At 64.7% G+C, this 18,709-nt stretch carries 21 protein-coding genes; 13 read left to right on the top strand and 8 right to left on the bottom strand.

The window, feature by feature from the left end; translation table 11 throughout:
- Positions 1 to 109: 109 nt before the first annotated feature.
- From AC1D09_RS18645 to AC1D09_RS18635, 3 genes are all read left to right on the top strand, one after another.
- Positions 110 to 2,053: a hypothetical protein gene (locus AC1D09_RS18645; protein ID WP_477701171.1), complete on the top strand. Its 1,944-nt coding sequence runs from the start codon at positions 110 to 112 to the stop codon at positions 2,051 to 2,053.
- A gap of 107 nt (positions 2,054 to 2,160) precedes the next feature.
- Positions 2,161 to 3,138 carry an alpha/beta hydrolase family protein gene (locus tag AC1D09_RS18640; RefSeq protein ID WP_477663868.1) on the top strand — a complete coding sequence of 326 codons (978 nt, stop codon included), beginning with the start codon at positions 2,161 to 2,163 and terminating at the stop codon, positions 3,136 to 3,138.
- A 337-nt stretch (positions 3,139 to 3,475) separates the two neighbouring features.
- On the top strand, positions 3,476 to 5,347 hold the full coding sequence (locus AC1D09_RS18635; protein WP_477663869.1) for a M48 family metallopeptidase: 1,872 nt from the start codon (positions 3,476 to 3,478) through the stop codon (positions 5,345 to 5,347).
- A gap of 39 nt (positions 5,348 to 5,386) precedes the next feature.
- On the opposite strand, the gene AC1D09_RS18630 is transcribed toward AC1D09_RS18635, so the two are convergent.
- Positions 5,387 to 6,274: a helix-turn-helix transcriptional regulator gene (locus tag AC1D09_RS18630; RefSeq protein ID WP_477663870.1), complete on the bottom strand. Its 888-nt coding sequence runs from the start codon at positions 6,272 to 6,274 to the stop codon at positions 5,387 to 5,389.
- A gap of 75 nt (positions 6,275 to 6,349) precedes the next feature.
- Between AC1D09_RS18630 and AC1D09_RS18625 the strand changes: the two genes are divergently transcribed.
- The 4 genes from AC1D09_RS18625 to AC1D09_RS18610 all read left to right on the top strand — a co-directional run bounded on the left by AC1D09_RS18625 (position 6,350) and on the right by AC1D09_RS18610 (position 9,564).
- On the top strand, positions 6,350 to 7,240 hold the full coding sequence (locus tag AC1D09_RS18625) for an SDR family oxidoreductase (protein ID WP_477663871.1): 891 nt from the start codon (positions 6,350 to 6,352) through the stop codon (positions 7,238 to 7,240).
- Between the two features lie 40 nt (positions 7,241 to 7,280).
- Positions 7,281 to 7,889 (top strand): DUF938 domain-containing protein, encoded by a 609-nt coding sequence (locus AC1D09_RS18620; RefSeq protein ID WP_477663872.1) that lies wholly within the window; start codon positions 7,281 to 7,283, stop codon positions 7,887 to 7,889.
- 247 nt (positions 7,890 to 8,136) lie between these two features.
- Positions 8,137 to 8,538, top strand: a complete 402-nt coding sequence (locus AC1D09_RS18615; RefSeq protein ID WP_477701170.1) for a GreA/GreB family elongation factor — start codon at positions 8,137 to 8,139, stop codon at positions 8,536 to 8,538.
- Between the two features lie 51 nt (positions 8,539 to 8,589).
- Entirely contained in the window at positions 8,590 to 9,564 is a 975-nt protein-coding gene (locus tag AC1D09_RS18610) for a universal stress protein (RefSeq protein WP_477663484.1), read from the top strand.
- Positions 9,565 to 9,651: 87 nt separating this feature from the next.
- Here the strand turns inward: AC1D09_RS18610 and AC1D09_RS18605 are convergent, their stop codons facing one another.
- The 3 genes from AC1D09_RS18605 to AC1D09_RS18595 are packed head-to-tail and all read right to left on the bottom strand — an operon-like array spanning position 9,652 to position 10,824.
- Entirely contained in the window at positions 9,652 to 10,002 is a 351-nt protein-coding gene (locus AC1D09_RS18605) for a DUF2200 domain-containing protein (RefSeq protein WP_477663485.1), read from the bottom strand.
- 2 nt (positions 10,003 to 10,004) lie between these two features.
- Positions 10,005 to 10,379 carry an ArsR/SmtB family transcription factor gene (locus tag AC1D09_RS18600; protein WP_477663486.1) on the bottom strand — a complete coding sequence of 125 codons (375 nt, stop codon included), beginning with the start codon at positions 10,377 to 10,379 and terminating at the stop codon, positions 10,005 to 10,007.
- Entirely contained in the window at positions 10,363 to 10,824 is a 462-nt protein-coding gene (locus tag AC1D09_RS18595) for an SRPBCC family protein (RefSeq protein ID WP_477663487.1), read from the bottom strand. The genes AC1D09_RS18600 and AC1D09_RS18595 overlap by 17 nt, the downstream gene beginning before the upstream one ends.
- A 222-nt stretch (positions 10,825 to 11,046) precedes the next feature.
- Here AC1D09_RS18595 and AC1D09_RS18590 point away from each other — a divergent pair, with 222 nt between their 5' ends.
- The 3 genes from AC1D09_RS18590 to AC1D09_RS18580 all read left to right on the top strand — a co-directional run bounded on the left by AC1D09_RS18590 (position 11,047) and on the right by AC1D09_RS18580 (position 12,810).
- Positions 11,047 to 11,265, top strand: a complete 219-nt coding sequence (locus tag AC1D09_RS18590) for a hypothetical protein (protein ID WP_074577239.1) — start codon at positions 11,047 to 11,049, stop codon at positions 11,263 to 11,265.
- Positions 11,266 to 11,272: 7 nt separating this feature from the next.
- Positions 11,273 to 12,160, top strand: coding sequence for a peptidoglycan DD-metalloendopeptidase family protein (locus AC1D09_RS18585; RefSeq protein WP_477701169.1), 888 nt, complete (start codon positions 11,273 to 11,275; stop codon positions 12,158 to 12,160).
- A gap of 137 nt (positions 12,161 to 12,297) precedes the next feature.
- On the top strand, positions 12,298 to 12,810 hold the full coding sequence (locus AC1D09_RS18580; protein ID WP_477663489.1) for a hypothetical protein: 513 nt from the start codon (positions 12,298 to 12,300) through the stop codon (positions 12,808 to 12,810).
- A gap of 72 nt (positions 12,811 to 12,882) precedes the next feature.
- Here AC1D09_RS18580 and AC1D09_RS18575 read toward each other — a convergent pair whose 3' ends face one another.
- From AC1D09_RS18575 to AC1D09_RS18565, 3 genes are all read right to left on the bottom strand, one after another.
- Positions 12,883 to 13,530: a hypothetical protein gene (locus AC1D09_RS18575; RefSeq protein WP_477663490.1), complete on the bottom strand. Its 648-nt coding sequence runs from the start codon at positions 13,528 to 13,530 to the stop codon at positions 12,883 to 12,885.
- Positions 13,531 to 13,769: 239 nt separating this feature from the next.
- The gene (locus AC1D09_RS18570; protein ID WP_477663538.1) at positions 13,770 to 14,330 is read right to left on the bottom strand and encodes a DUF2242 domain-containing protein; all 561 of its coding nucleotides are present in this window, start codon (positions 14,328 to 14,330) and stop codon (positions 13,770 to 13,772) included.
- An 85-nt stretch (positions 14,331 to 14,415) separates the two neighbouring features.
- Positions 14,416 to 14,796 (bottom strand): RcnB family protein, encoded by a 381-nt coding sequence (locus AC1D09_RS18565; RefSeq protein WP_477663491.1) that lies wholly within the window; start codon positions 14,794 to 14,796, stop codon positions 14,416 to 14,418.
- A gap of 183 nt (positions 14,797 to 14,979) precedes the next feature.
- On the opposite strand from AC1D09_RS18565, the gene trxC reads away from it, so the two are divergent.
- Both trxC and AC1D09_RS18555 read left to right on the top strand, forming a co-directional pair.
- A complete protein-coding gene (gene trxC / locus AC1D09_RS18560; RefSeq protein WP_477663492.1) occupies positions 14,980 to 15,417 on the top strand; it encodes a thioredoxin TrxC in 438 nt (145 codons plus the stop codon).
- A gap of 55 nt (positions 15,418 to 15,472) precedes the next feature.
- A complete protein-coding gene (locus AC1D09_RS18555) occupies positions 15,473 to 16,813 on the top strand; it encodes a TAXI family TRAP transporter solute-binding subunit (RefSeq protein WP_477663493.1) in 1,341 nt (446 codons plus the stop codon).
- 13 nt (positions 16,814 to 16,826) lie between these two features.
- Here AC1D09_RS18555 and AC1D09_RS18550 read toward each other — a convergent pair whose 3' ends face one another.
- Complete coding sequence (locus tag AC1D09_RS18550) at positions 16,827 to 17,633, bottom strand: oxygen-binding di-iron domain-containing protein (RefSeq protein ID WP_477663494.1); 807 nt, start codon at positions 17,631 to 17,633, stop codon at positions 16,827 to 16,829.
- Positions 17,634 to 17,756: 123 nt separating this feature from the next.
- Between AC1D09_RS18550 and AC1D09_RS18545 the strand changes: the two genes are divergently transcribed.
- Positions 17,757 to 18,422, top strand: coding sequence for a GDSL-type esterase/lipase family protein (locus AC1D09_RS18545; protein ID WP_477663495.1), 666 nt, complete (start codon positions 17,757 to 17,759; stop codon positions 18,420 to 18,422).
- Positions 18,423 to 18,709 lie beyond the last annotated feature (287 nt).

The raw sequence follows: 18,709 nt of genomic DNA, 5'->3' as shown, positions 1-18,709 counted from the left end.
GGGATAGTCCTTTTCCACGGGTGCCGGCCCGCGCGGCATCCGCCGGTTTGAGCAGAACAAGAAATTGAGGGAACAAATGATCCGTTTAGCGTGCTTGCTGGCTCTTTCGATGGCCTTGACCGGATGCGACCAGATCCGCACCGTGCTTTTATCCAAGGCAGACAAAGTCAACCTGGCATTTCCCATGGCCGAGGACCTCGTCGTCGCGCAGAACAGCTTGTTTGCCTCGTTGGAGGATGGAAGTTCCAGGTCGGCGCTTGCCGAGCAGCACGCGGCCTTGCTCAAGATCAGGGGCCTGACTTGCAGCGGCACCGCGTCCATAGGCTTCTTCGACACCAGCGCCGCCATCAAGGCAAAAATCTCCGATACGGCCTGCTTTAAAGACCAGGATGCCAAACTGGCGGAATGGGTCGGCATACAGCGCTTTGTCGCCGCCGTGCAAAAACCGGCGCTGGTCCCCTTGTCACCCTTGCAAGGCAGGGCGGTTATCGCGACGCTTCCGGAGTCGGCCGCCGGCGTCGTCGCGGCCCGAAACGCGAACGTGATTGTCCTGCGGGGCCAGCGCGCCAAATTCATGACCGTGCAGGTGCCCAACGGGAAAATCATCAACAGCTTTGATGCCCCCGCGGAAGCCTATCGCCCGCAAACCCTGTCTCCCAATGGGCGTGTACTCGCAGTCCCCGCCAGCAACAACGCCCTGTGGATGATGGATGCCGAGACCGGCGCCACGCTCTGGAAAACCACGAAGTTCAGCGATGTCGTCGCCTGGCTGCCCGAGGTTGGCGCCACCGTCCTGAACAGCACGGGCAACGCCGCCCCCATGCTGCTGGACCACACCAAGGCCACCATGGAGCCCTACCCGGTGACGGTGCAGAGGCCCACCTGGTCCGTGGCCCTGGCACCGGCCACGGCCCGTTATGCGGTAGGCAACGGCCGAAACGTGGCGATCGTCGACCACGCACGCAGCGCGGAAGGTGCGGTCACTGTGTCGCTGCTGAAACAGATGACGCTCACCGGTCAGGGTGTCACGTCGTCGGCGCCGGTGCTCATGGGAAACGGCAAGAAACTCGTTTTTGTCTCCATGCGCGACCTGGGCTGGCTCAACGTCGACACAGGCGCGCAGGGCGTCTGGACCACCTCCTTTCTCGGGTCTACCCTCAACAACGGGCCGGCCAAGGTATCTGAAACCGCCATTTACCTTGACGTGAACCTGCCGGGGACGACCACCGCCGCCCGGCTTTTTGATATCGAGAAAGAAACGATCTCAGCCGTGCAAGGGGGTGACCCCAATGAAGGATTGCTGCTCTCGCTTGCGCCCCGGCAAGGTTATTTCCGCCGGGGCTCTCCGGCGGTTGTCATCGGCAGCGAGGTTGTGCCCGAGGGAGAACCCCAGGCGCTTGAAAAAATAGTCAATGATGCGCAGCTCGCCCAGCAGTTGGCCAGAATGAATGCGGAGACGCAGCAGCAGCAAATGCAGCAGCAACAGCAGCAGATGCAAAACCCGCAGCTGGCCTCCTTGCCGCCGGCCGTCCGCGAGCGCTACATCGAACATCTGCTGCGCCAGGGGCGCGACCCCAACCAGTCGGCCGTGGCAGCGGCTGCGGCGGCCGCCGCCATCAAGGGCCCGGCAACCGGCATCAAACCCCTGCTGACCGACGTGCCCGCCAACGCCAAGGTGTCGTTCATCGGTGTGTACGAAGCCGCGGTGACGACCCCGACGACGGCCGGTGGCGGCAGCCGGATCGGCGGCATACGGGTCAACGTCACGCCGGGCAGCACCCCGCTCGTGCTGGTGCTGACCAGCTACGAGCCCGTGCGCTGGACCATCAACGCCAGCAATCGCAAGATTTCGGCCATCCTTCTGTCGGGCAATGCCCAGTCCTCGGTCATCAGCCCGGACAACACGCAGGTGCTGAAGATCGGTCCGGCCTACGCCTACAAAATGGACGGCCCCGAGTACGCCCGCGTGAAGCAGGACGTCGCCCGCTATGTGTCCAACCCGGTGCAGGCTTTCCAGGGTGGCTACAAGGGGCAGGACTTTTCGGTGAATTGAGGGTCTCCCGCGCGCCTGGAATGAAACAGGCCCGGGGGTAAGCCGCCTTCAACCGGGAGGCGGGCGTGAAAGACTTGTCCAGCAGATAAGGTTTCATCAGGCTAGATATGCGCCCATTCTTCCGCCACAGGGGTTTTAACAAGGTTCTGGTGATGGGGTGCCTGGCGCCAGCCCTGCTCGCGCCGGCCGCCAGCCATGCACAGTTCGGCCGCGCCGAATTCAGCGATGCCGGTGACTTTTCAGAATCAGCCATCCTGAGCGGCGTCAAGGCCACCCAGGCCCAGTGCGCCGCCGCGGCCAACACCGTCTGGGCCGCCACGGCGCACTCGGGCGCCGAATGCCTCAAATACTGGAAGGCCGGCTTTGGCGACCAGCCCGTCAAGCGCGCCCTGGTCTTTTTCCACGGTGATGTTTTTGTCGGCGTTGGCAAGACCAGCAAAGCCTACCTGGAGTTGACCAATGCCCAGCTGCAAAAGAGCGCCGACGACTGGGCCAAAAAACTGGGCGTGCCCTATATCTTTATGGGCCGGCCCGGCACGCATGGATCGTCAGGCGACCACATGCAGCGCAGGCGCATGGATGAGTCGCTCATCATCTCCGCCGCCCTCGACGAATTGAAGAAGCGCCACGGCATTGAAGAATGGGTGATCGCCGGCCAGAGCGGCGGCGGGCATGTGACCGCCTCGCTGATCACCGAACGCGCCGACATCGTCTGCGCGGTGCCCACCTCGGCCCCCTCCTCGCCCCGCATACGCTGGGAAATGATGGGCCGCAGCAAAGACACCACCAACTACGCCGACTCCTACGAACCCTGGAAGTTTGTCGCCAAGGACAAGGTCAACCCCCAGCTGCGTGTTTTTGTGCTCGGCAACCCCCAGGACAAAAACGTGTTCTGGGCTTCGCAAACAGTGATGGCCGATGCCCTGCAAAAAGCGCAGATTCCGGTTCAGGTTCTGGAAGGTGAAGGCAGCGGCCCCGACGCGCATGGCTTGTCGAATTCGTCGCGCATTGTGGCCGGGTGGTGCGCGCGGGATATGCGCACGGAGGAGATGGTGGTGCGGGCGGGTAAGGGGCTTAAGGGGTAGCCCTTCAATCCAGCAGACGCCATCTCCGCCATCAACACCGCAATCGCCTCGGCATCCGCCTGCGTCACCGGCGTCAACACCATCATGCAAAGCCCGGCCGCACTGTCGACCAGGGAGTCATCGCCGTAGGGTGCCTTCCAGGGGCCACAGCAAGCGCCCGCCTGATGCATCGAACGACGTGCCACTGATAGGTGGATTCGAAGGCCGGCGAGGTCTTTGGAAACAAACTGAAACAGCCCCCGTTTTGGTGAATTGTTGCCCTCCAACCCAGTGGCCAAACGCATGGCCGCCCGTATGATCGGCCGGTTCAAATTCAAAACTCAAAAGGACGTTCCCCATGGCTGCTGCGCGCACGGTCCACGCCGACCTCTGGCGGGTTTTTCTGCTGACCCTGGCATCGCTCTTTCTCATTCCGGCGGTCACGCTGGTGTTCACGCACTACGCGCTGCAGTCTGAGGACAAGGACTTCATCCAGCGCGTCAATTCCCAAATCAATGCCGCCACAAACCTGACGCAGGCGCAGAAGGCGGACGAAATCGCGTTTTACGACACGCACAGGCTGTCGATGGCCTGCGCCGCCACCGGGCCGGAGAACCAGGTCTTTCACGACAAGGTGTGCAGCGCATATTCCATGCACTGGTGGTTTCACTGGGCCGAGCGTGCCGCGTTCTGGACCTTGATCCTCGGAGCCGCGCTGCTGGTGGCGGCCGGCGTGCTGGGCGCGCTGGCCTTTGTCAACCGCGGCCTGCGGTATGCGAGCTTTGTGGCGGGTTGGCGGCTGATGACGTTTTCCAGCGCGGTGGAGGTCAGCTTGCAAAGCGCCATGCTGGTGTGGCTGTCATTCTGGCTCACGGCTTATTTCTGGCACAGCTACTACATCAAGCTGGTGGGCCTGGCCGGCATCATGGCGGCCCTGGCGGTTTTTTATGCCATCTACACGCTCTTCAAAAAATTGCCATGGGGCAACACCATTGAAGGCGAGCTGCTGTCTGAAGCCGACGCCCCGCGCCTGTGGGATCGCATTCACCAGCTGGCGGGCCGCGTCAAGACATCCCCGCCGGACCAGATCATTGCAGGCATCGACAACAACTTTTTCGTGACCGAAACCCCCTGCACGGTGGCCGGGCAGACCCTGACGGGCCGCACGCTGTTTGTGAGCATTCCGCTGCTGCGGGTGCTGGACACCGCCGAGGCCGATGCCGTGCTGGCGCACGAGCTGGCCCACCTGGGCGGCGGCGACACGCGCAGCAGCGCGGCCCTGGGCCCCAAGCTCAACCAGTTTGACCTCTACACCTGGCAAATGCGCAGCGGCGGCTTGACCATCGTGGCGCACTACCTGCTGCGCCTGTACCGCATGGTGTTTGAATTTGCACTGGCGCGCGACAGCCGCGAGCGCGAGTACACCGCCGACCGGGTGGCCGCGAAGCTGACGGCGCCGCAGTCCATCGTGCAGTCGCTCATCAAGATCTCGGCCTACTCCAGCTACCGCAACACCGTGGAACGCAAGCTGTTTGAGCAAGAGCAACAGCACAGCGGCGCGCTGGGCATTGCCGGCTTTGTGGCTGAAGGCCTGCACCCTTATGCCCGCTCAGGTGAATTTGTGACGGCCATGAAAACCGCCGCCGTGCCGCACCCCTACGACACGCACCCGCCGCTGGCCGAACGCATGCGCAATGTGAAGCACCAGGTGGATGAGGGCAGCTACGCCGCCATCGTGACCACCGTGCCTCAAACCACCTGGGCCGATGACATATCGACCGCCGCCGCCATCGAGCAGCGGCTGTGGACAGACTACGAGCAGCGTTTTGCCGCCGCGCATGAGCAAAGCCTGGCCTACCGCTATGAGCCGGCCACCGAAGAAGAGCGCGCCGTGGTGCTGCGCTACTTTCCGCCGGTGTCGTTTGACCTTGGCAAGGACAGGCGCATTGACATCAGCTATGAGGGCGTGCATGCCACGGCGGACGGCGGCGCGCCGCTGTCATGGGACGAGGTCAAGGGCATGACCTTCAACAACAGCAGTTTTGGCAACACGCTCACCGTCACCCACTTCGACAAGGGCATGCTGGGCGCGCGCACCAGCACGATCAAGCTCAAGGGCCTGGGCAAGCAGGAAGAGCACTTCAAGGCGGTGCTGGGGAGCTACTGGCAGCGCCACCAGATCATGCGGGCGCAGCAAAAAGCCCGCGCCGCTGAAACCGAAACGGCCTGAAACACAGGTGAGATTGAAGGGCTGGCGATTCGCCGGCTTTCAGCGCTTTTCTTTTTTCAAGCGCCCGGCCCTGTCCGACATCAGCAAGGCCACGGCCTCCACATCCGCCTGTGTCACCGGCGTAAACACCATCAGGCTCAGCCCGGGCGAGCTGTCGATGGCCAAGGCCTGGTACTCCAGCGTGATGGCCCCGACGCCGGGCCGCTCAATCTGTTTGCGGCCTATCCAGTGGTTGCGCATTTCGTTCTCGGCCCAGAGGCGGCGAAAGTCCGCGCTGCTGGCCTGGAGTTCGGCTGCGAGGGCGGCGGCTTCGGGGCAGTCGCCGGCGCGTGCCGCGTCGATACGAAAGGATGCGACGGCGTAGCGTGCGTCGGTTTCCCAGTCGGGCAAGCCCTTGCGCACGCGGGCGGTGCAGAACAAGCGCCTCAGCAAATTGCGTTCGCCGGGCTCCAGCGCGGGGTAGTCGGCCAGCACGGCCAGGGCTGCCGCGTTCCAGGCCACGATGTCCCAGGCCGGCGTCTTCACGATGGCCGGGCTGGTGGGCATGGCATCGAGCACGCGCTGCAGCGCGGGTGTGACCGCCGCTGAAGACCTGGGCTTGAGCGGCGGCGGGCGCTGCTGGGCCAGCAGGAACATGAACTCGCGGCCGGCGCTGTCCAGCTCAAGCGCGCGGGCCAGGCGCTCCAGCACTTCGTCCGAAGGCGGGCCGCCGCGCCCTTGCTCCAGCCAGGTGTACCAGGTGACGCTGACGTTGGCGCGCGTGGCGACTTCCTCGCGCCTGAGGCCGGGCGTGCGGCGCCGGCTTGCGGCTTCGGGCGTGGGCAGCAGGCGTGCGCGGCGGTCTCGCAGGAAACCGCCCAGCGTCAAAGTCTGGGCCGGTAAAGGTTGGGCTGAGAGAGGCTGGGCCGGCAGGGTGTTAGTGCTCATACCTGTATACGCTCACGGCTTTTGCCAATTCGATGGAGGGCGGATTATCGGGACTCATTTTTTCAGGAGTTCAGTATGCGTGTTTTTGTGACGGGAGCGACGGGTTTTGTGGGGTCCGCGATTGTGCGTGAATTGCTTTCCGCAGGGCACCAGGTGCTGGGGCTGGCGCGCAGCAACGCGGCGGCCGATGCCCTGCTGAAAGCGGGGGCGGCGGCACACAGGGGCGAGCTGGCGGACACAGCCAGCCTGGCGGTGGGGGCGCAGGCCTGCGACGGTGTGATCCACACGGCCTTCCACCACGATTTTTCAGCCCACGCTGCGGCAGCCGAGATGGACAGGCGGGCGATCAAGGCACTGGCCGGTGTGCTGGAAGGCTCGGGCAGGCCTTTTGTTGCAACCTCGGTGACCATGCTGCTGGCCCACGCGCGCCCCGCGACCGAAGACACAGCGGTTCCCGCGGACTCGCCGAACCCGCGCGCCGGCGCGGAGGCCCTGATGGGGGCCGCTGCCGGCCGCGGTGTGCGCGCGAGTGTGGTCCGGCTGCCGCCTTCGGTGCATGGCGCGGGCGACTATGGCTTTGTGCCGGCACTGGTGAAATTTGCGCGCCGCAAGGGTTTTTCGGCGTATATCGGCGAGGGCACGAACCGCTGGCCGGCGGTACACCGGCTGGACGCGGCACGCCTCTTCCGGCTGGCGCTGGAAAGCGCCCTGCCCGGCACGCACCTGCATGCCGTGGCCGAGGAAGGCCTCGCGCTGCGCACGATTGCCGAAGCCGTGGGCGCGGGGTTGGGTGTGCCGGTGCGCAGCATCAGCGCCGATGAAGCACCGGCCCACTTCGAGTGGCTGACGCGCTTTGTTGCGGCCGACAACCCGGCGTCGAGCGCGCTGACGCGCAGTTCGCTGGGGTGGCAGCCGCAGGAGGCGGAACTGCTGGCGGACATACGGGACGGCGGCTACTTCGCTTGAGAGGGCGCCAAGAGAAAGAGGCCTGGGGTTTAATCACCCCATGCCACAACCCAATTTCAGCCCCGCGGCAGACCGCAACAAGCAGCCCATTCTTGATGTTCTGCTCAAGGTCCTGCCCGTGCAAGGCAAGGCCCTCGAAATCGCCTCAGGCACAGGCCAGCACGTCGCCTGGTTTGCTGCGGGCCTGCCGCAATGGACATGGCAGCCCACGGATGCCATGCCGGCCGCGCCGGATTCGATTGCGGCCTGGGTGGCCGAGCAGGGTTTACACAATGTGCGCCCTGCCCTGGTGCTTGACGTGATGGCGCCCGAATGGCTGCCGGGCGATGCGAAGTTTGACCTGATCTATTGCGCGAACATGCTGCATATCTCGCCCTGGGCGACTTGCGCCGCGCTGATGCAAGGCGGCGCGCGCCACCTGGCGGACGGCGGTGTAATGGTGACCTACGGGCCGTATCTGGAAGACGATGTACCTACGTCGGAAGGCAATCTCTCATTCGACCAGAGCCTGCGCGCGCAAGACCCGGACTGGGGAATCCGCCGCAGGGAAGATGTGGAGCAGCAGGCCGCACGCGCCGGCTTGCGCTTACTGGAGCGGCATGCGATGCCGGCCAATAATTTGCTGCTGGTCTGGGGCCGAAGTTCGTAAGGGAGCCACACATCGGCCCCTGGCCGGCTTCAATCTGGCAAGAAGTGTGCGGTTATTGCCTGCGGCCTAAAATCCACACATGACCCGCCTCTTCATTTGCTCCTTGCGTCGCCAGCAGACGCCAGCACTTTCCTAAGCCCGGCGGTCCGCTCCCTCCTTTTCAGCGCAACCATCCACCGCCGGGCACCCGCCCAGCGCGTTCGCGAACGCCTTTCACAGCCGGCGTCCGCATTGATGGAGTGCAGCCATGCATGCAATGGTTCACGGCGAGCGCACGCTTACCGACATTGATTACGCCCGCCTCAGCAAGCTGCTGAGCCAGCAGCGCCCCGGCCACCTGGCCGATTGGTTCGAAAGCGCGGAGGTGACAAGCGCCCGCACCGCGCCCGGCGACCTGGTGACGATGAATTCGCGCGTGGAAATCGTGGATGCGCACACGCACCACCGCCAGGTCCTCACCCTCTGCTACCCCGGCGACGCCGAGCCCGCCGCCGGCCTCATCTCCGTGCTGTCGCCCGTGGGCAGCAGCCTGCTGGGCTTGAGGGCCGGCGACACCGCCAGGTGGCTCACGCCCCACGGCGAGGGCTGCGCCGCGCAGATCGCGGCCATCCAGTACCAACCCGAAGCTAGCGGCGACTACACCCGCTGATCCATTCACACCCGCCATCCGCTGTTTCTCAAAAAAGAAAGGAGTTCCCCCATGTCCCCTCGTTTCATTCTCGCCGTCACCGACTTCTCGCATCAGGGAACCCATGCGATGGACCGGGCGGCGCTGCTGAGCGCCGAGCACGGCGCCGTGCTCACCCTGGCCTACCTGGGCCATCCCAAAGAAACGCCAGCGGCCGATGCGGCAAACCGGCTTGAGCAGCACGCACGGCAGCTTGCGCAGGTGCACGGCATCAAGGTGCGTGCCGTGAGCCGCCTTTCCCACACCGTCCAGGAGCTTTTGCCCGAGGCCAGCGCTGCCGACCTGGTGGTGTGGAGCGCCGCGCGGGTGCGCAGCCTGCGGGCCTTCTTCCTGGGCCAGCCCGTCGATGAACTGCTGCGCAGCGCCCAGCGCCCGGTGCTGCTGGCGCGCCGCCGCGCTGAGCATCCTTACCGCAAGCTGCTTGTCGCGGTCGATTTCTCGCCAGCCTCCCGTTCCCTGGTGGACGTGGGCTGCGCAATCAGCAAGACAGCGCCGGTCGAACTCTTCCACGCGATCAACACGATCAACGAACGCAAGTTGAGGCAGGCCGAAGTTTCGGAGCGCGACATCAGGGTCTACCGCGAGCAGTGCCTGGGCTACGCACGGGACCGGATGGTGTGGCTCACCGACTCCTACGACGCGAGACGCAACCGCGTGCGGTCGGCCATCGGGCGCGGAGACCTTTCGTTGCAGGCTCTGGTGCAACAGCAACACAGCGGCTCGGATTTGATCGTCGTGGGCAAGCACCCGGCCTCTGCTTTCTCCGACCTGATGTTCGAGAGCGTCTCAGCCCGGATCGTGAGCTTCTCGGCCGGCGATGACGCGCGCAGCGATGTGTTGATCGTGCCGCACGGCTGGCAACCCGCGCTGGGCACATCGGCCGCCGCCCGACTGGCGGCCGGGCAAGCCGGCGTGCGACGGATCCGGGCCGGCGCACCGAAGGCACCTGCCGGGCCGAACCCGGCGGCGCTGCAAGCCGGTGCCTGACGGCCCGGTGAGGCGGCAAACATCCTGCCGCCACCAGGTCGGCGTACCGATTCGAGCGCTCCTGCGGTGGCTGGTGTGGGGCCGGCCCTAGGCCCGCAGGATTTTTTCCATCGCTTTTCCTTTGGCCAGCTCGTCCACCAGCTTGTCCAGGTAGCGTATTTTTTGCATCAGCGGGTCGGCAACTTCTTCGACACGGACACCGCAGACCACGCCCTTGATCAGCGAGGCATTCGGGTGCATGGCGGGGGCCTGGGCAAAAAAGGTTTCGAAATCGTTTAGCTGGTCAAGCTGCCGGCACAAGCCGTTTTTGTCATAGCCCGTCAGCCAGCAAATGATTTGATCGACTTCTTCTTTGCTGCGGCCTTTGCGTTCCGCCTTCTGGACATAGAGCGGATACACCTTGGCAAACGCCATCTTGAAAATCTTGTGTGCGGGCATGGTCATGTCTCCTCGGCTTCCAGCGACGCTTTCAAGCGGCCCAGCGCCTGGTCCCACTGCTGGGCAATCAGGTCCAGCGAGCGGCGGGCTTCGTCGAGCTGCTGCGGGTCGAACTGCCACAGCCGCTCGCGCCCCACTTTCACATGGTGCACCAGGCCCGCGTCGGCCAGCACATGCAGGTGTTTGGTCACGGCCTGGCGCGTGATGTCGGTGGTGGCGGTCAGCTGCGAAATCGAGACCGCGCCGCCCACGCAGAGCACGGCCACCAGGCGCAAACGGGTTTCATCACCCAGGGCGGCGAACACGCCCGCGGGGCCGGGCTGTGGCGAGGGCGGTGTTTCGGCGGGCTTTGAACTGCTTTTAGGACGAGCTGACATATTTCTCGATGTTAGCCATCTGGCCTTGCCAGCCGCCGTCGTTCATGCGGAAGGCCTGGTCGCGGCGCGCCACGGGGATCTTGTCAAAGCCGGATTCGACCACGCGGAGCAAGGTGCCGCCGTTCACCGCCTTGAGGGTGAATTCCACGAGGGTCGTGGGCTCTTTGGAATAGTCGACGGCCGGGTCGACCGCATAGGGGTGCCAGCGGTAGGAAAAAAGTGTTTCAGGCTCCACACGTTCAATGGACACGTCGAACAGCACATGTTCATAGCCCGCAATGGTGATGTGGCCCTGCACCTGCTGGCCGGCGGTAAAACTCTTGCCCTTGAGCGCCACGCCGAACCAGCTGCCGAATTCCTCGGCGTTGGTGAGCGCCTTCCAGACCCTGGAGGGCGCGGCCTTGATGTGGACGCTGCGTTCGATGCGGTCGGTGGATGAAGTCATATGCAATCTCCTGGTTGCGTTTATTTTGCACTGGGAAATCCGTTTATGCAACATATTGGTTGCGTAATTTGTCCCCAATTGCAAGCAATTGCAGCCGCCGTGGCGCAAAGTGGTTGTTCGCCTACAAGAGCCTGGGGAAATCGCTGCTCAAATCAAAGCGTACGGGCTTGTTTTGTGTTTGTGACCGCCCGCTTTCCCCACCCACCCATCCAGGAGACAGCCATGCCCCAGTTCGCCATGATTACCGGTGACGTGACCTACACACCGGGTGACGGTGCACCGATTGAAATCCCGCGTGTGCGCATTGAAGTCGCGCTGGAGCCCGACAGCGCCACGCTGAGCTGGGATGCCGGCGATGGCGTGGCTGCGGTGACGGCGATCCCGCGCATCCAGTTCGACGACTATGTGCGCGAGGGAAAAATCACCATGACGCCGCAATAATGGCACCATGCATTTCCCCTCTTCACCGATCACGATTCCTTCACACCTGAGCCGCCGCGCCGTGCTGCTGGCCGCCGCGGCCGGCTGTGCCCTGCCCGCCTCCTTGCTGGCCCAGGCGGCACCCTCACCCGACGGCCCCTGGCCGCGCACCTCGCAGGTGCCCGGCGGCGTGGCATGGCTGCCGCTGGGCCCGGCCGCGCAGCGGCCCCTGGCGTTTGCGGGTGAGCTGCCTTTGCTGGTGCTGGGCGATGCGGCCGGATGGACGGCGCTGCTAGGCATTGCGCTTTCGGCCGCCCCCGGCGAAGCCAGCATCACGGCGCAGGCCGCCGACGGCAGCCGGCGCGATATCGCTTACACCATTGCGCCCAAGCGCTACAGCGAACAGCATCTCAAGGTCGAGCCGCGCACGGTGGACCTGTCGCCCGAAGACCTGGCGCGCTACGAGCGCGAGCGCGCGCACCAGGAGGCCGTGATGGCCACCTTCAGCGAGCCGCTGCCGCAAGGCCCGCTGCGCATGCGGGTGCCGGTGCCGGGGCGGCGCTCCAGCTCCTTCGGCCTGCGCCGCGTGTTCAACGGCCAGCCGCGCAATCCGCACAGCGGCATGGACATCGCGGCCGCCACCGGCACGCCGGTGCTGGCGCCGCTGCCGGCCCGGGTGATAGACACGGGCGACTATTTTTTTAACGGCAACACGGTGTGGCTGGACCATGGCGGCGGCTTGCTGTGCATGATGTGCCATTTGAGCGCGATTGACGTGAAGCCGGGGGACACCCTCAAAACCGGTGAGCGGCTTGGCGCGGTGGGGGCGACCGGCCGGGTGACCGGGCCGCATCTGCATTGGGGCGTGATGCTGAACCGTGCCATGGTTGATCCGGCCTTGTTTTTGCCGGCCTGAGCGCGAGGTCCCTCGCCCAGTGGGAGAGGGGGAGAGGGAGTCATTCTGGATACCCCTCTCTAACCAACTAGGTCGCCCTCACTAGCCAAACCCGGCAAGATAAACCCATCGTTAAAGCCCTAAACAAGGAAAACACCATGAGCGCCAAAAACCTCTCCACCGTTGCCAACGACCTGATCGAGTCCTACGGCAATACCGCCCTCAACGTCATCCAGGCTTACCGCGCCGGCGGTGAGCGTGTGGTCAGCCTGCTGGAGCAGCGCTGGAACCAGGCCCTGAAACAATCGCGTACCGAACTGACGGCTGAAACCGCGAAGAACGCTTCGGCCGCGCAGGCCGCCTTCAGCGCCTACTACACCAAAGGCTTGCTGCTGACGACCAGCGGCGCCGAACAAGTCGTGAGCCAGCTTGTGAAAGTGGCCGAAGCCGGTGTGGAACGCGCCGCCGCCAACGCCAGCCTGTTTGAAGAAAAAACCGGCGTGACCACGCTGAACACCCTGGCCCAGGCCACCGCACCTGGCGCACTGGCTTTGAGCAAGCTGGCTGCACAGATCGAACAAAAGAGCGCCGAACTGGTGGGCAAGATTGCCGGCGACAGCAAGCCCTCTGCCAAGCGCAGCTCGGCTTTCCGCCGCGCCAAGGCAGCCTGATCACTTTCCGCACTTCCATCAAAAAAGGCCAGCGCATGCGCTGGCCTTTTTTCTTCTTGCGGCTTCGGGAATTTAACCGCGCGGGTTGATCAGCCGCTCGACTTCATCGCGCAGGGCACCCAGCTGGGCACGCAGGTCGCGGCGTTCCTGCGGGGTCACCACACCGTCGGAACGGTAGGCGGCTTCGCGGTTTTCAATCGCCTGCTCGCGCGCCTGCAAGCGACCGGCTTCGCGCAGGCTCAGGCGATGGCTGCGCACGCCTTCGTCAATGCGCTGGCGGATGTTGAACTCCTGGCTGTCGATGGCGCCCAGCCTGTCGGCCGGGTAAGCGACGGCCACGGTACGGTTGTTGGCAATGGCGCGCTCGACTTCGGCACTGAGCTGGGCCATGTCGGCGCGCAGCTGCTGGCGCTCCTGCGGCGTGACGCGGCCGTCGGCCTTGTAGGCAGCTTCACGGTTCTGTATCTCGCTGTCGCGGCGGTACAGCACACGTGCTTCCGAGGGCGTGATACGGCCGGACTGCAAGCCCTCGCGTATGCGCTCGCTGACGGCCTGCTGCGCCCTGTCTATGCCCGGCGTCTGCGGAGCCGGCGCATAGACCACCTGGGGTGGGTAAGAAGGCGCGTAAGGACCTTGCGGCTGTGCCATGGCCGGTGCGGCGGCCAGGCCTGCGGCCAGCGCGGTGGCCAGAAGTGATGCGGTCAAGAGTTTCGATGTCATGGGGTCTCCTTTGCTCAATGAATGAACCGGCAAGCCCTGAGGAGGAAACTTGCTTTCCGAAGCACCGGCTTAAGAGGCTTGTGGTGCTTCAGTGCTTTCATCGTGGAGGCCCAAGGTCAAGGCCGTGTAATGCGCAGGTAGGGCGGATGTAATGAAGCCGGGGTTTTACTTCCTGTTTACCTCGCCGCATGCCGCAGTATCAGGATGTAGCAGCGCTTACAGGTCGCGCGGCATATCGCCTATTGGCTCAGCGGCAAATCATCGACCGTCGCCAGGTAGCGGCTGACCAGCTCAAAAAAGCTGTCGTAAAACGCGTCCGATGAAATCGTGACGCTGCCGACTTTGACCATGGACTCGTTGCTCGACGAGAAAGGCAGGGACACCGAGCCTATGGCGCCCACGCCAAGGCTGGCGGAGTTGTTGCTCTTTTTGAGCTGGTAGCTGTCCTGCAGCGCGGTGACAAAACCCAGGCTGATCTTGCCGTCGGCGCTTTCGGGCGCGCAGACCACGCGTATCACCATCTGCAGATGCGCCTCGGCCTCGGGCTGGAAGCTCTTCTGGCCTTCGACCAGGTCGGCCCTGGCGGTGTTGATGATGTAGCCCTGGCTCAGCAGCGCGCGGCGCGCGGCCTCGCAGGTCTGCTCGGGCCTGGCGTCGAAGAGGCGCGAGTAGGTGGCGGTGGAGCCGAACTTTTCCTGCAGCGGGAAGGACTTGACGGTGCTGACGCAGGCCGTGAGCAGGCAGGCAAGGCCCAGCACCCCCACAAGCAGGGCTGCACGCGGAAAAGCCTGGCGATGCATCTGTGGCGGTTTCAAATTCAGTACGCTCCTTGCAACTTGAAACAGGGCCGGACGCCGGCCCCTCCTGCTTTAGTTTAGCGGCCTGTCACTGGCCCAGGTAGATCTGGAAAATGATCCCGGTGTTATTGGCAACCAGCACATAGTCGCCGCCGGTTTGCACCCAGTGGTAGCCGGGTGGCGGCGCGCTCAGGCGGTGGCCGCGCCAGTCGTCCACCCAGTAGCCGCGGTCGCGGTACTGCACGGGCAGGCGGCCGCCGCGGTAGAAATTATGGTCGGGGCCCGCGCCGCGCCCGCCGGCCTGCGCGTGCGGCGGCGGGCCGTGGCGATGGTGCTTGTCGGCCTTGTGGTGGCCATGCCCGCGCCCGCCTTTGTTGCCGTGGTCGTCGCCATGGTCTTTGGCCATCGCAAGCCCGCCGAAGGCGAGGGACGCCGCAGCCAGTGCGGCCATCAAGGTTTTGTTGATCATGGCAATCTTTCGTGGTGAAGAGTTTCGATTGTTCTCCCGCGAAAAGCCGGCGCGCGTAGGCGAAGCACCCGTCTTGAGGCACAGCTTCCCAGCCTTTACCCGCGGTTGGCCATGGTTTTTCCAGGGTGCGGGCCAGCACGCGCGACGCTTGAAATGCCCTACGCCCATCCCCAATTGCAGAAAATGCCCGACCCACTCCACATCGTCTGTCCCCATTGCCACACCACCAACCGCGTGCGCGAGGACCAGTTGGCCAGCGACCCGAACTGCGGCAGCTGCAAAAAAGCGCTGTTTGTGGCCCATTCAGCCGCGCTCGACGAAGCGGCTTTTGACAAACACATCAGCCGCAACCAGATCCCGGTGCTGATCGATTTCTGGGCGCCCTGGTGCGGGCCTTGCCGGCAGATGGCGCCGGCCTACGAACAGGCCGCCGCGCAGCTGGAGCCGCAGGTGCGCGTGGCCAAGGTCGACACCGAGGCCGTGCCCAATCTTGGCGCGCGCTTTAACATCCGCAGCATTCCCACACTGGCGCTGTTCCAGAACGGCCGCGAGGTGGCGCGCCAGGCGGGCGCGATGGGAGCGGCGGATATTGCGCGATGGGTCAAGGCGAATCTGCGCTAGGCCAGGGCTCGCCCTTCGTCCTTGCGGCGTGCAGTCTGTTGGTTAGACTGCACCCATGCTGATCATCCCCTCGCTGAGCCGCAAACAGACCTTTTTGATCGCCGTCGCCATCATCGCGGGTCTCGCGGTGCTGCTCTCGATGTTCTCGCGCTCGCTGCTGCCCGCGCCGCCGCGGCAGGTGCAGATGACCACGGGCGCGGTGGAGGGCGCGGCGCACCAGTTCGCGCTCAAGTACCAAAGCTATTTAAATGCCAACGGCGTGACGCTGGAGCTCATGCCCTCGACAGGCGCGGTGCAAAACCTGGAGCGCCTCAACGCGGGCACGCCTGTGGGTTTTGTGCAGGGCGGGCTGGGCCTGCTGCAGCTGGATTCGCAGGAGCCGGAGTCAAGCACGCCGCTGCGTTCGCTGGGCGTGGTGGGTTACGAGCCGGTCTGGATGTTCGCTTCGCCAGCCTTGGCCAAAACATTGAGCAAGGGCCTGGGCCCGCTGGCGGGTAAAAAGATCGCCGTCGGCGTGGAAGGCAGCGGCACGCGCAAGGTGTCGCTGGAATTGCTGCAAACCTATGGCGTCACGCCGGCCAATGCCACGCTGGGCACGGGCGGCGGGGTGGCCGCGGCCAAGGCCTTGCTGGCGCGCGAGATCGACGCGCTTTTCCTGATAGGCGCGCCGCAAACACCGGCAGTGCAGATGCTGCTGGGCAACCAGGATGAGGCCCACCTGGTGTCGATTGAGCACGCCGAAGGCCTCACGCGGCGCCTGCCCTATCTGTCGCTGGTCACGCTCAAGGCCGGCTCGGTGGACCCGGCGCAGGACCGCCCGCGACAGGACATCACCTTGCTGACGACCACGGCCAACCTGGTGATCCACAAGGACCTGCACCCGGCCCTGGCCTATCTGCTGCTGGAGGCGGCGCGCGAGGTGCACCGGGGCCCCACGCTGCTGAACAAGCCGGGCGAGTTCCCGAACCCGCGGGCCACGGAGTTTCCGCTGGCCGACGAGGCGGCGCGTTATTACAAGGACGGCCGGCCGTTTTTGCAGCGCTACCTGCCCTACTGGGCGGCCAACGCCTTGCAGCGCCTGCTGCTGGTGCTGCTGCCGCTGGTGGCGATCGCGATCCCGGTGTTTCGCGTTGTGCCCAGGCTGTTTGAGTTCAAGGAAAAGAACCGCCTCTACCGCCGCTATGGCGCGCTGCTGGAGATGGAGCGCGACCTCACCTCACGCCGGCTCAATGCCGCGGAGATCGCCGAGGCCACCGCCAGGCTGGACAAGATAGAACACGATGTGAGCCACATGAAGTTCGCGCTGGATTTCTCGGACCGGGTCTATACGCTGCGCCAGCATGTGGACTATGTGCGCCGCCAGCTACAGGCCCATGGCGAACCTCCGCCGGCGTAGCGGCAGGCTTTTTTTAGGCCGTGCTCACCGCGCGCTCCGGCACCGGGATGGCGGTGGTCGGCAACTGGTAATGCCTGTCGTCAAACAGGTCTATGCCGCACATCAGCGATTCGGCCCAATCGAAGAACTGGCCTATGGCCGGCCCCTCCAGCGGCGCGCCGTGCTGCGGCACCAGCATGCGGATGTCGAGCTGGCGCGCCATGCGCACCCACAGGCGCAGCACCTTGTTGGACACCATGTAGCGGCGGTGAAAACCCTCCATCAGGCGTAAATGCCCCTTGAGGTCGCTCACCGGCACCTGGGCGTCACGGCCCGAAGTCATGGAAACGCCCAGGTCGCCCGTGAAAAGAATGCGGCTGACGGGGTCGTAGAAATGGAAGTTGCCTTCGGAATGCAGGAAGTGGGCGGGCAGCAGCCACAGCTCGTTGCGGCCCAGCGGCAATCGCCCCCCGCCGTCGGCCACGCCGATCACGCGCTGGTCGGTCTTGCCGACCTTGGTGAAATGCGGCACAAAGCGCTCCCACACGCGCGAGATCACCAGCTGCGCCGGCGTGGACGTCAGCCAGCGGTCCAGCGAGGCAATGATGTCGGGGTCGGCATGCGAGGCGATGATGTAGGACAGCTTTTGCGGGCTGAAGTGGCGCGACATGCCGAGAAAAAGCTCATTGAAGGCCAGGTTGCCGCCCGGGTCTATCACGGCGCCGGTGCCGTTGTCCACGATGAGGAACTGGTTGGCCTGCACGGCCTGGTTGTCCTCTTCGACGAGGTCGGTGAACATCAGGCAGGCGTGGCGGCTGTCGCGGTAGAGTTCAATGGGCATAAGAAGGCCGGCGCAACGCCGCGTTGGGAAAACCCCGGACTTTAAAAGGCCTGGGCGTGTGCGCGCTTGATGCAGGTCAAGCGCTGGCAGAATCCGCGTATCACCGCCGCACCAGGGAAGTTCATGCCCACTCGTCACCCCTCCTCTTTCATGCTTCAACGCCGGCTGCTGCTGGCCGGCACGGCCTCGGCGCTCGCGCTGGCGGCCGGCTGCTCCAAAAAAGCCAAACCGCAAGGCAAGACCCTGCCCAAGGAAGCCGTGCTGCTGTGCCTGGGCGATTCCTTGACCTTTGGCTACGGCGCCGCGGTGGGCACCGGTTACCCGCAGCAGCTCGAACAGCTGACCGGCTACGTGACCAAGAACGCGGGCGTCAACGGCGACACGGCCGAGGGCGCGCTGGCGCGCCTGCCCGGCTTGCTACAGGAGAACGCGCCCGGCCTGGTGTTGATATCGATAGGCGGCAATGATTTCCTGCGTGGCCTGCCGCTGGAGCGCACGCGCGCCGCGCTCAAAAGCCTGGTACAGACGGCGGCCGCCGGCGCCCAGGTGGTGCTGATCGCCCAGCCCAAACCGGCGTTCATCGCAGCCGCCACGAATTCGCTGAGCGACCATGAGGTGTATGCCGAGGTGGCAAAGGAAACCGGCACGCCGCTGTACAGCGGCGGCTGGTCCTATGTGCTGTCGCGCAGCGAGCTGCGGTCGGACCAGATTCATGCGAATGCCGAGGGGTATAAGGTTTTTGCCGAACGCTTGGCGGCGTGGTTACGGGATATGAAGTTTTTGGCCTGAGGTTCTGGGCCGGGTCTTGCTCCGGCTGGCGCGCTCTGCCTCCTCACCCTCCTCCTTCCTCTTCTTAGTTCAGTTGGCCGGGTCTCGCCCCGGCGGGCGAGGCACTTTTCTTTGCTTCGCCAAAGAAAAGTACCCAAAAGAAAGGCGACCCGCAGTCTGGGTCCCTCCGCTGCGCTACGGGCAACCTGCGGTGCTCGAGCCAAGCGGGGTCCGGCTAAACTCGCCTTCGGCTCAGACAACGCCGGCCCTGATCCGCTTGTCTCTGCGCTCCTCGGCCCAGCCAGGAC

It is taken from the genome of Polaromonas sp. P1_A2 (assembly GCF_056406895.1).
This window is presented reverse-complemented; position numbering and strand designations above follow the sequence as displayed.

What these genes read in the sequence shown, in the direction of transcription:
- AC1D09_RS18550 (WP_477663494.1), bottom strand. Translation starts at nt 17,633, where the DNA reads ATGCCCATTGAACTCTACCGCGACAGCCGCCACGCCTGCCTGATGTTC.
- AC1D09_RS18595 (WP_477663487.1), bottom strand. Translation starts at nt 10,824, where the DNA reads ATGACTTCATCCACCGACCGCATCGAACGCAGCGTCCACATCAAGGCC.
- AC1D09_RS18555 (WP_477663493.1), top strand. Translation starts at nt 15,473, where the DNA reads ATGCTGATCATCCCCTCGCTGAGCCGCAAACAGACCTTTTTGATCGCC.
- AC1D09_RS18545 (WP_477663495.1), top strand. Translation starts at nt 17,757, where the DNA reads ATGCCCACTCGTCACCCCTCCTCTTTCATGCTTCAACGCCGGCTGCTG.
- AC1D09_RS18620 (WP_477663872.1), top strand. Translation starts at nt 7,281, where the DNA reads ATGCCACAACCCAATTTCAGCCCCGCGGCAGACCGCAACAAGCAGCCC.
- AC1D09_RS18610 (WP_477663484.1), top strand. Translation starts at nt 8,590, where the DNA reads ATGTCCCCTCGTTTCATTCTCGCCGTCACCGACTTCTCGCATCAGGGA.
- AC1D09_RS18580 (WP_477663489.1), top strand. Translation starts at nt 12,298, where the DNA reads ATGAGCGCCAAAAACCTCTCCACCGTTGCCAACGACCTGATCGAGTCC.
- AC1D09_RS18635 (WP_477663869.1), top strand. Translation starts at nt 3,476, where the DNA reads ATGGCTGCTGCGCGCACGGTCCACGCCGACCTCTGGCGGGTTTTTCTG.
- AC1D09_RS18590 (WP_074577239.1), top strand. Translation starts at nt 11,047, where the DNA reads ATGCCCCAGTTCGCCATGATTACCGGTGACGTGACCTACACACCGGGT.
- AC1D09_RS18565 (WP_477663491.1), bottom strand. Translation starts at nt 14,796, where the DNA reads ATGATCAACAAAACCTTGATGGCCGCACTGGCTGCGGCGTCCCTCGCC.
- AC1D09_RS18585 (WP_477701169.1), top strand. Translation starts at nt 11,273, where the DNA reads ATGCATTTCCCCTCTTCACCGATCACGATTCCTTCACACCTGAGCCGC.
- AC1D09_RS18615 (WP_477701170.1), top strand. Translation starts at nt 8,137, where the DNA reads ATGCATGCAATGGTTCACGGCGAGCGCACGCTTACCGACATTGATTAC.
- AC1D09_RS18645 (WP_477701171.1), top strand. Translation starts at nt 110, where the DNA reads ATGGCCTTGACCGGATGCGACCAGATCCGCACCGTGCTTTTATCCAAG.
- AC1D09_RS18570 (WP_477663538.1), bottom strand. Translation starts at nt 14,330, where the DNA reads ATGCATCGCCAGGCTTTTCCGCGTGCAGCCCTGCTTGTGGGGGTGCTG.
- AC1D09_RS18630 (WP_477663870.1), bottom strand. Translation starts at nt 6,274, where the DNA reads ATGAGCACTAACACCCTGCCGGCCCAGCCTCTCTCAGCCCAACCTTTA.
- AC1D09_RS18605 (WP_477663485.1), bottom strand. Translation starts at nt 10,002, where the DNA reads ATGCCCGCACACAAGATTTTCAAGATGGCGTTTGCCAAGGTGTATCCG.
- trxC (WP_477663492.1), top strand. Translation starts at nt 14,980, where the DNA reads ATGCCCGACCCACTCCACATCGTCTGTCCCCATTGCCACACCACCAAC.
- AC1D09_RS18640 (WP_477663868.1), top strand. Translation starts at nt 2,161, where the DNA reads ATGCGCCCATTCTTCCGCCACAGGGGTTTTAACAAGGTTCTGGTGATG.
- AC1D09_RS18625 (WP_477663871.1), top strand. Translation starts at nt 6,350, where the DNA reads ATGCGTGTTTTTGTGACGGGAGCGACGGGTTTTGTGGGGTCCGCGATT.
- AC1D09_RS18575 (WP_477663490.1), bottom strand. Translation starts at nt 13,530, where the DNA reads ATGACATCGAAACTCTTGACCGCATCACTTCTGGCCACCGCGCTGGCC.
- AC1D09_RS18600 (WP_477663486.1), bottom strand. Translation starts at nt 10,379, where the DNA reads ATGTCAGCTCGTCCTAAAAGCAGTTCAAAGCCCGCCGAAACACCGCCC.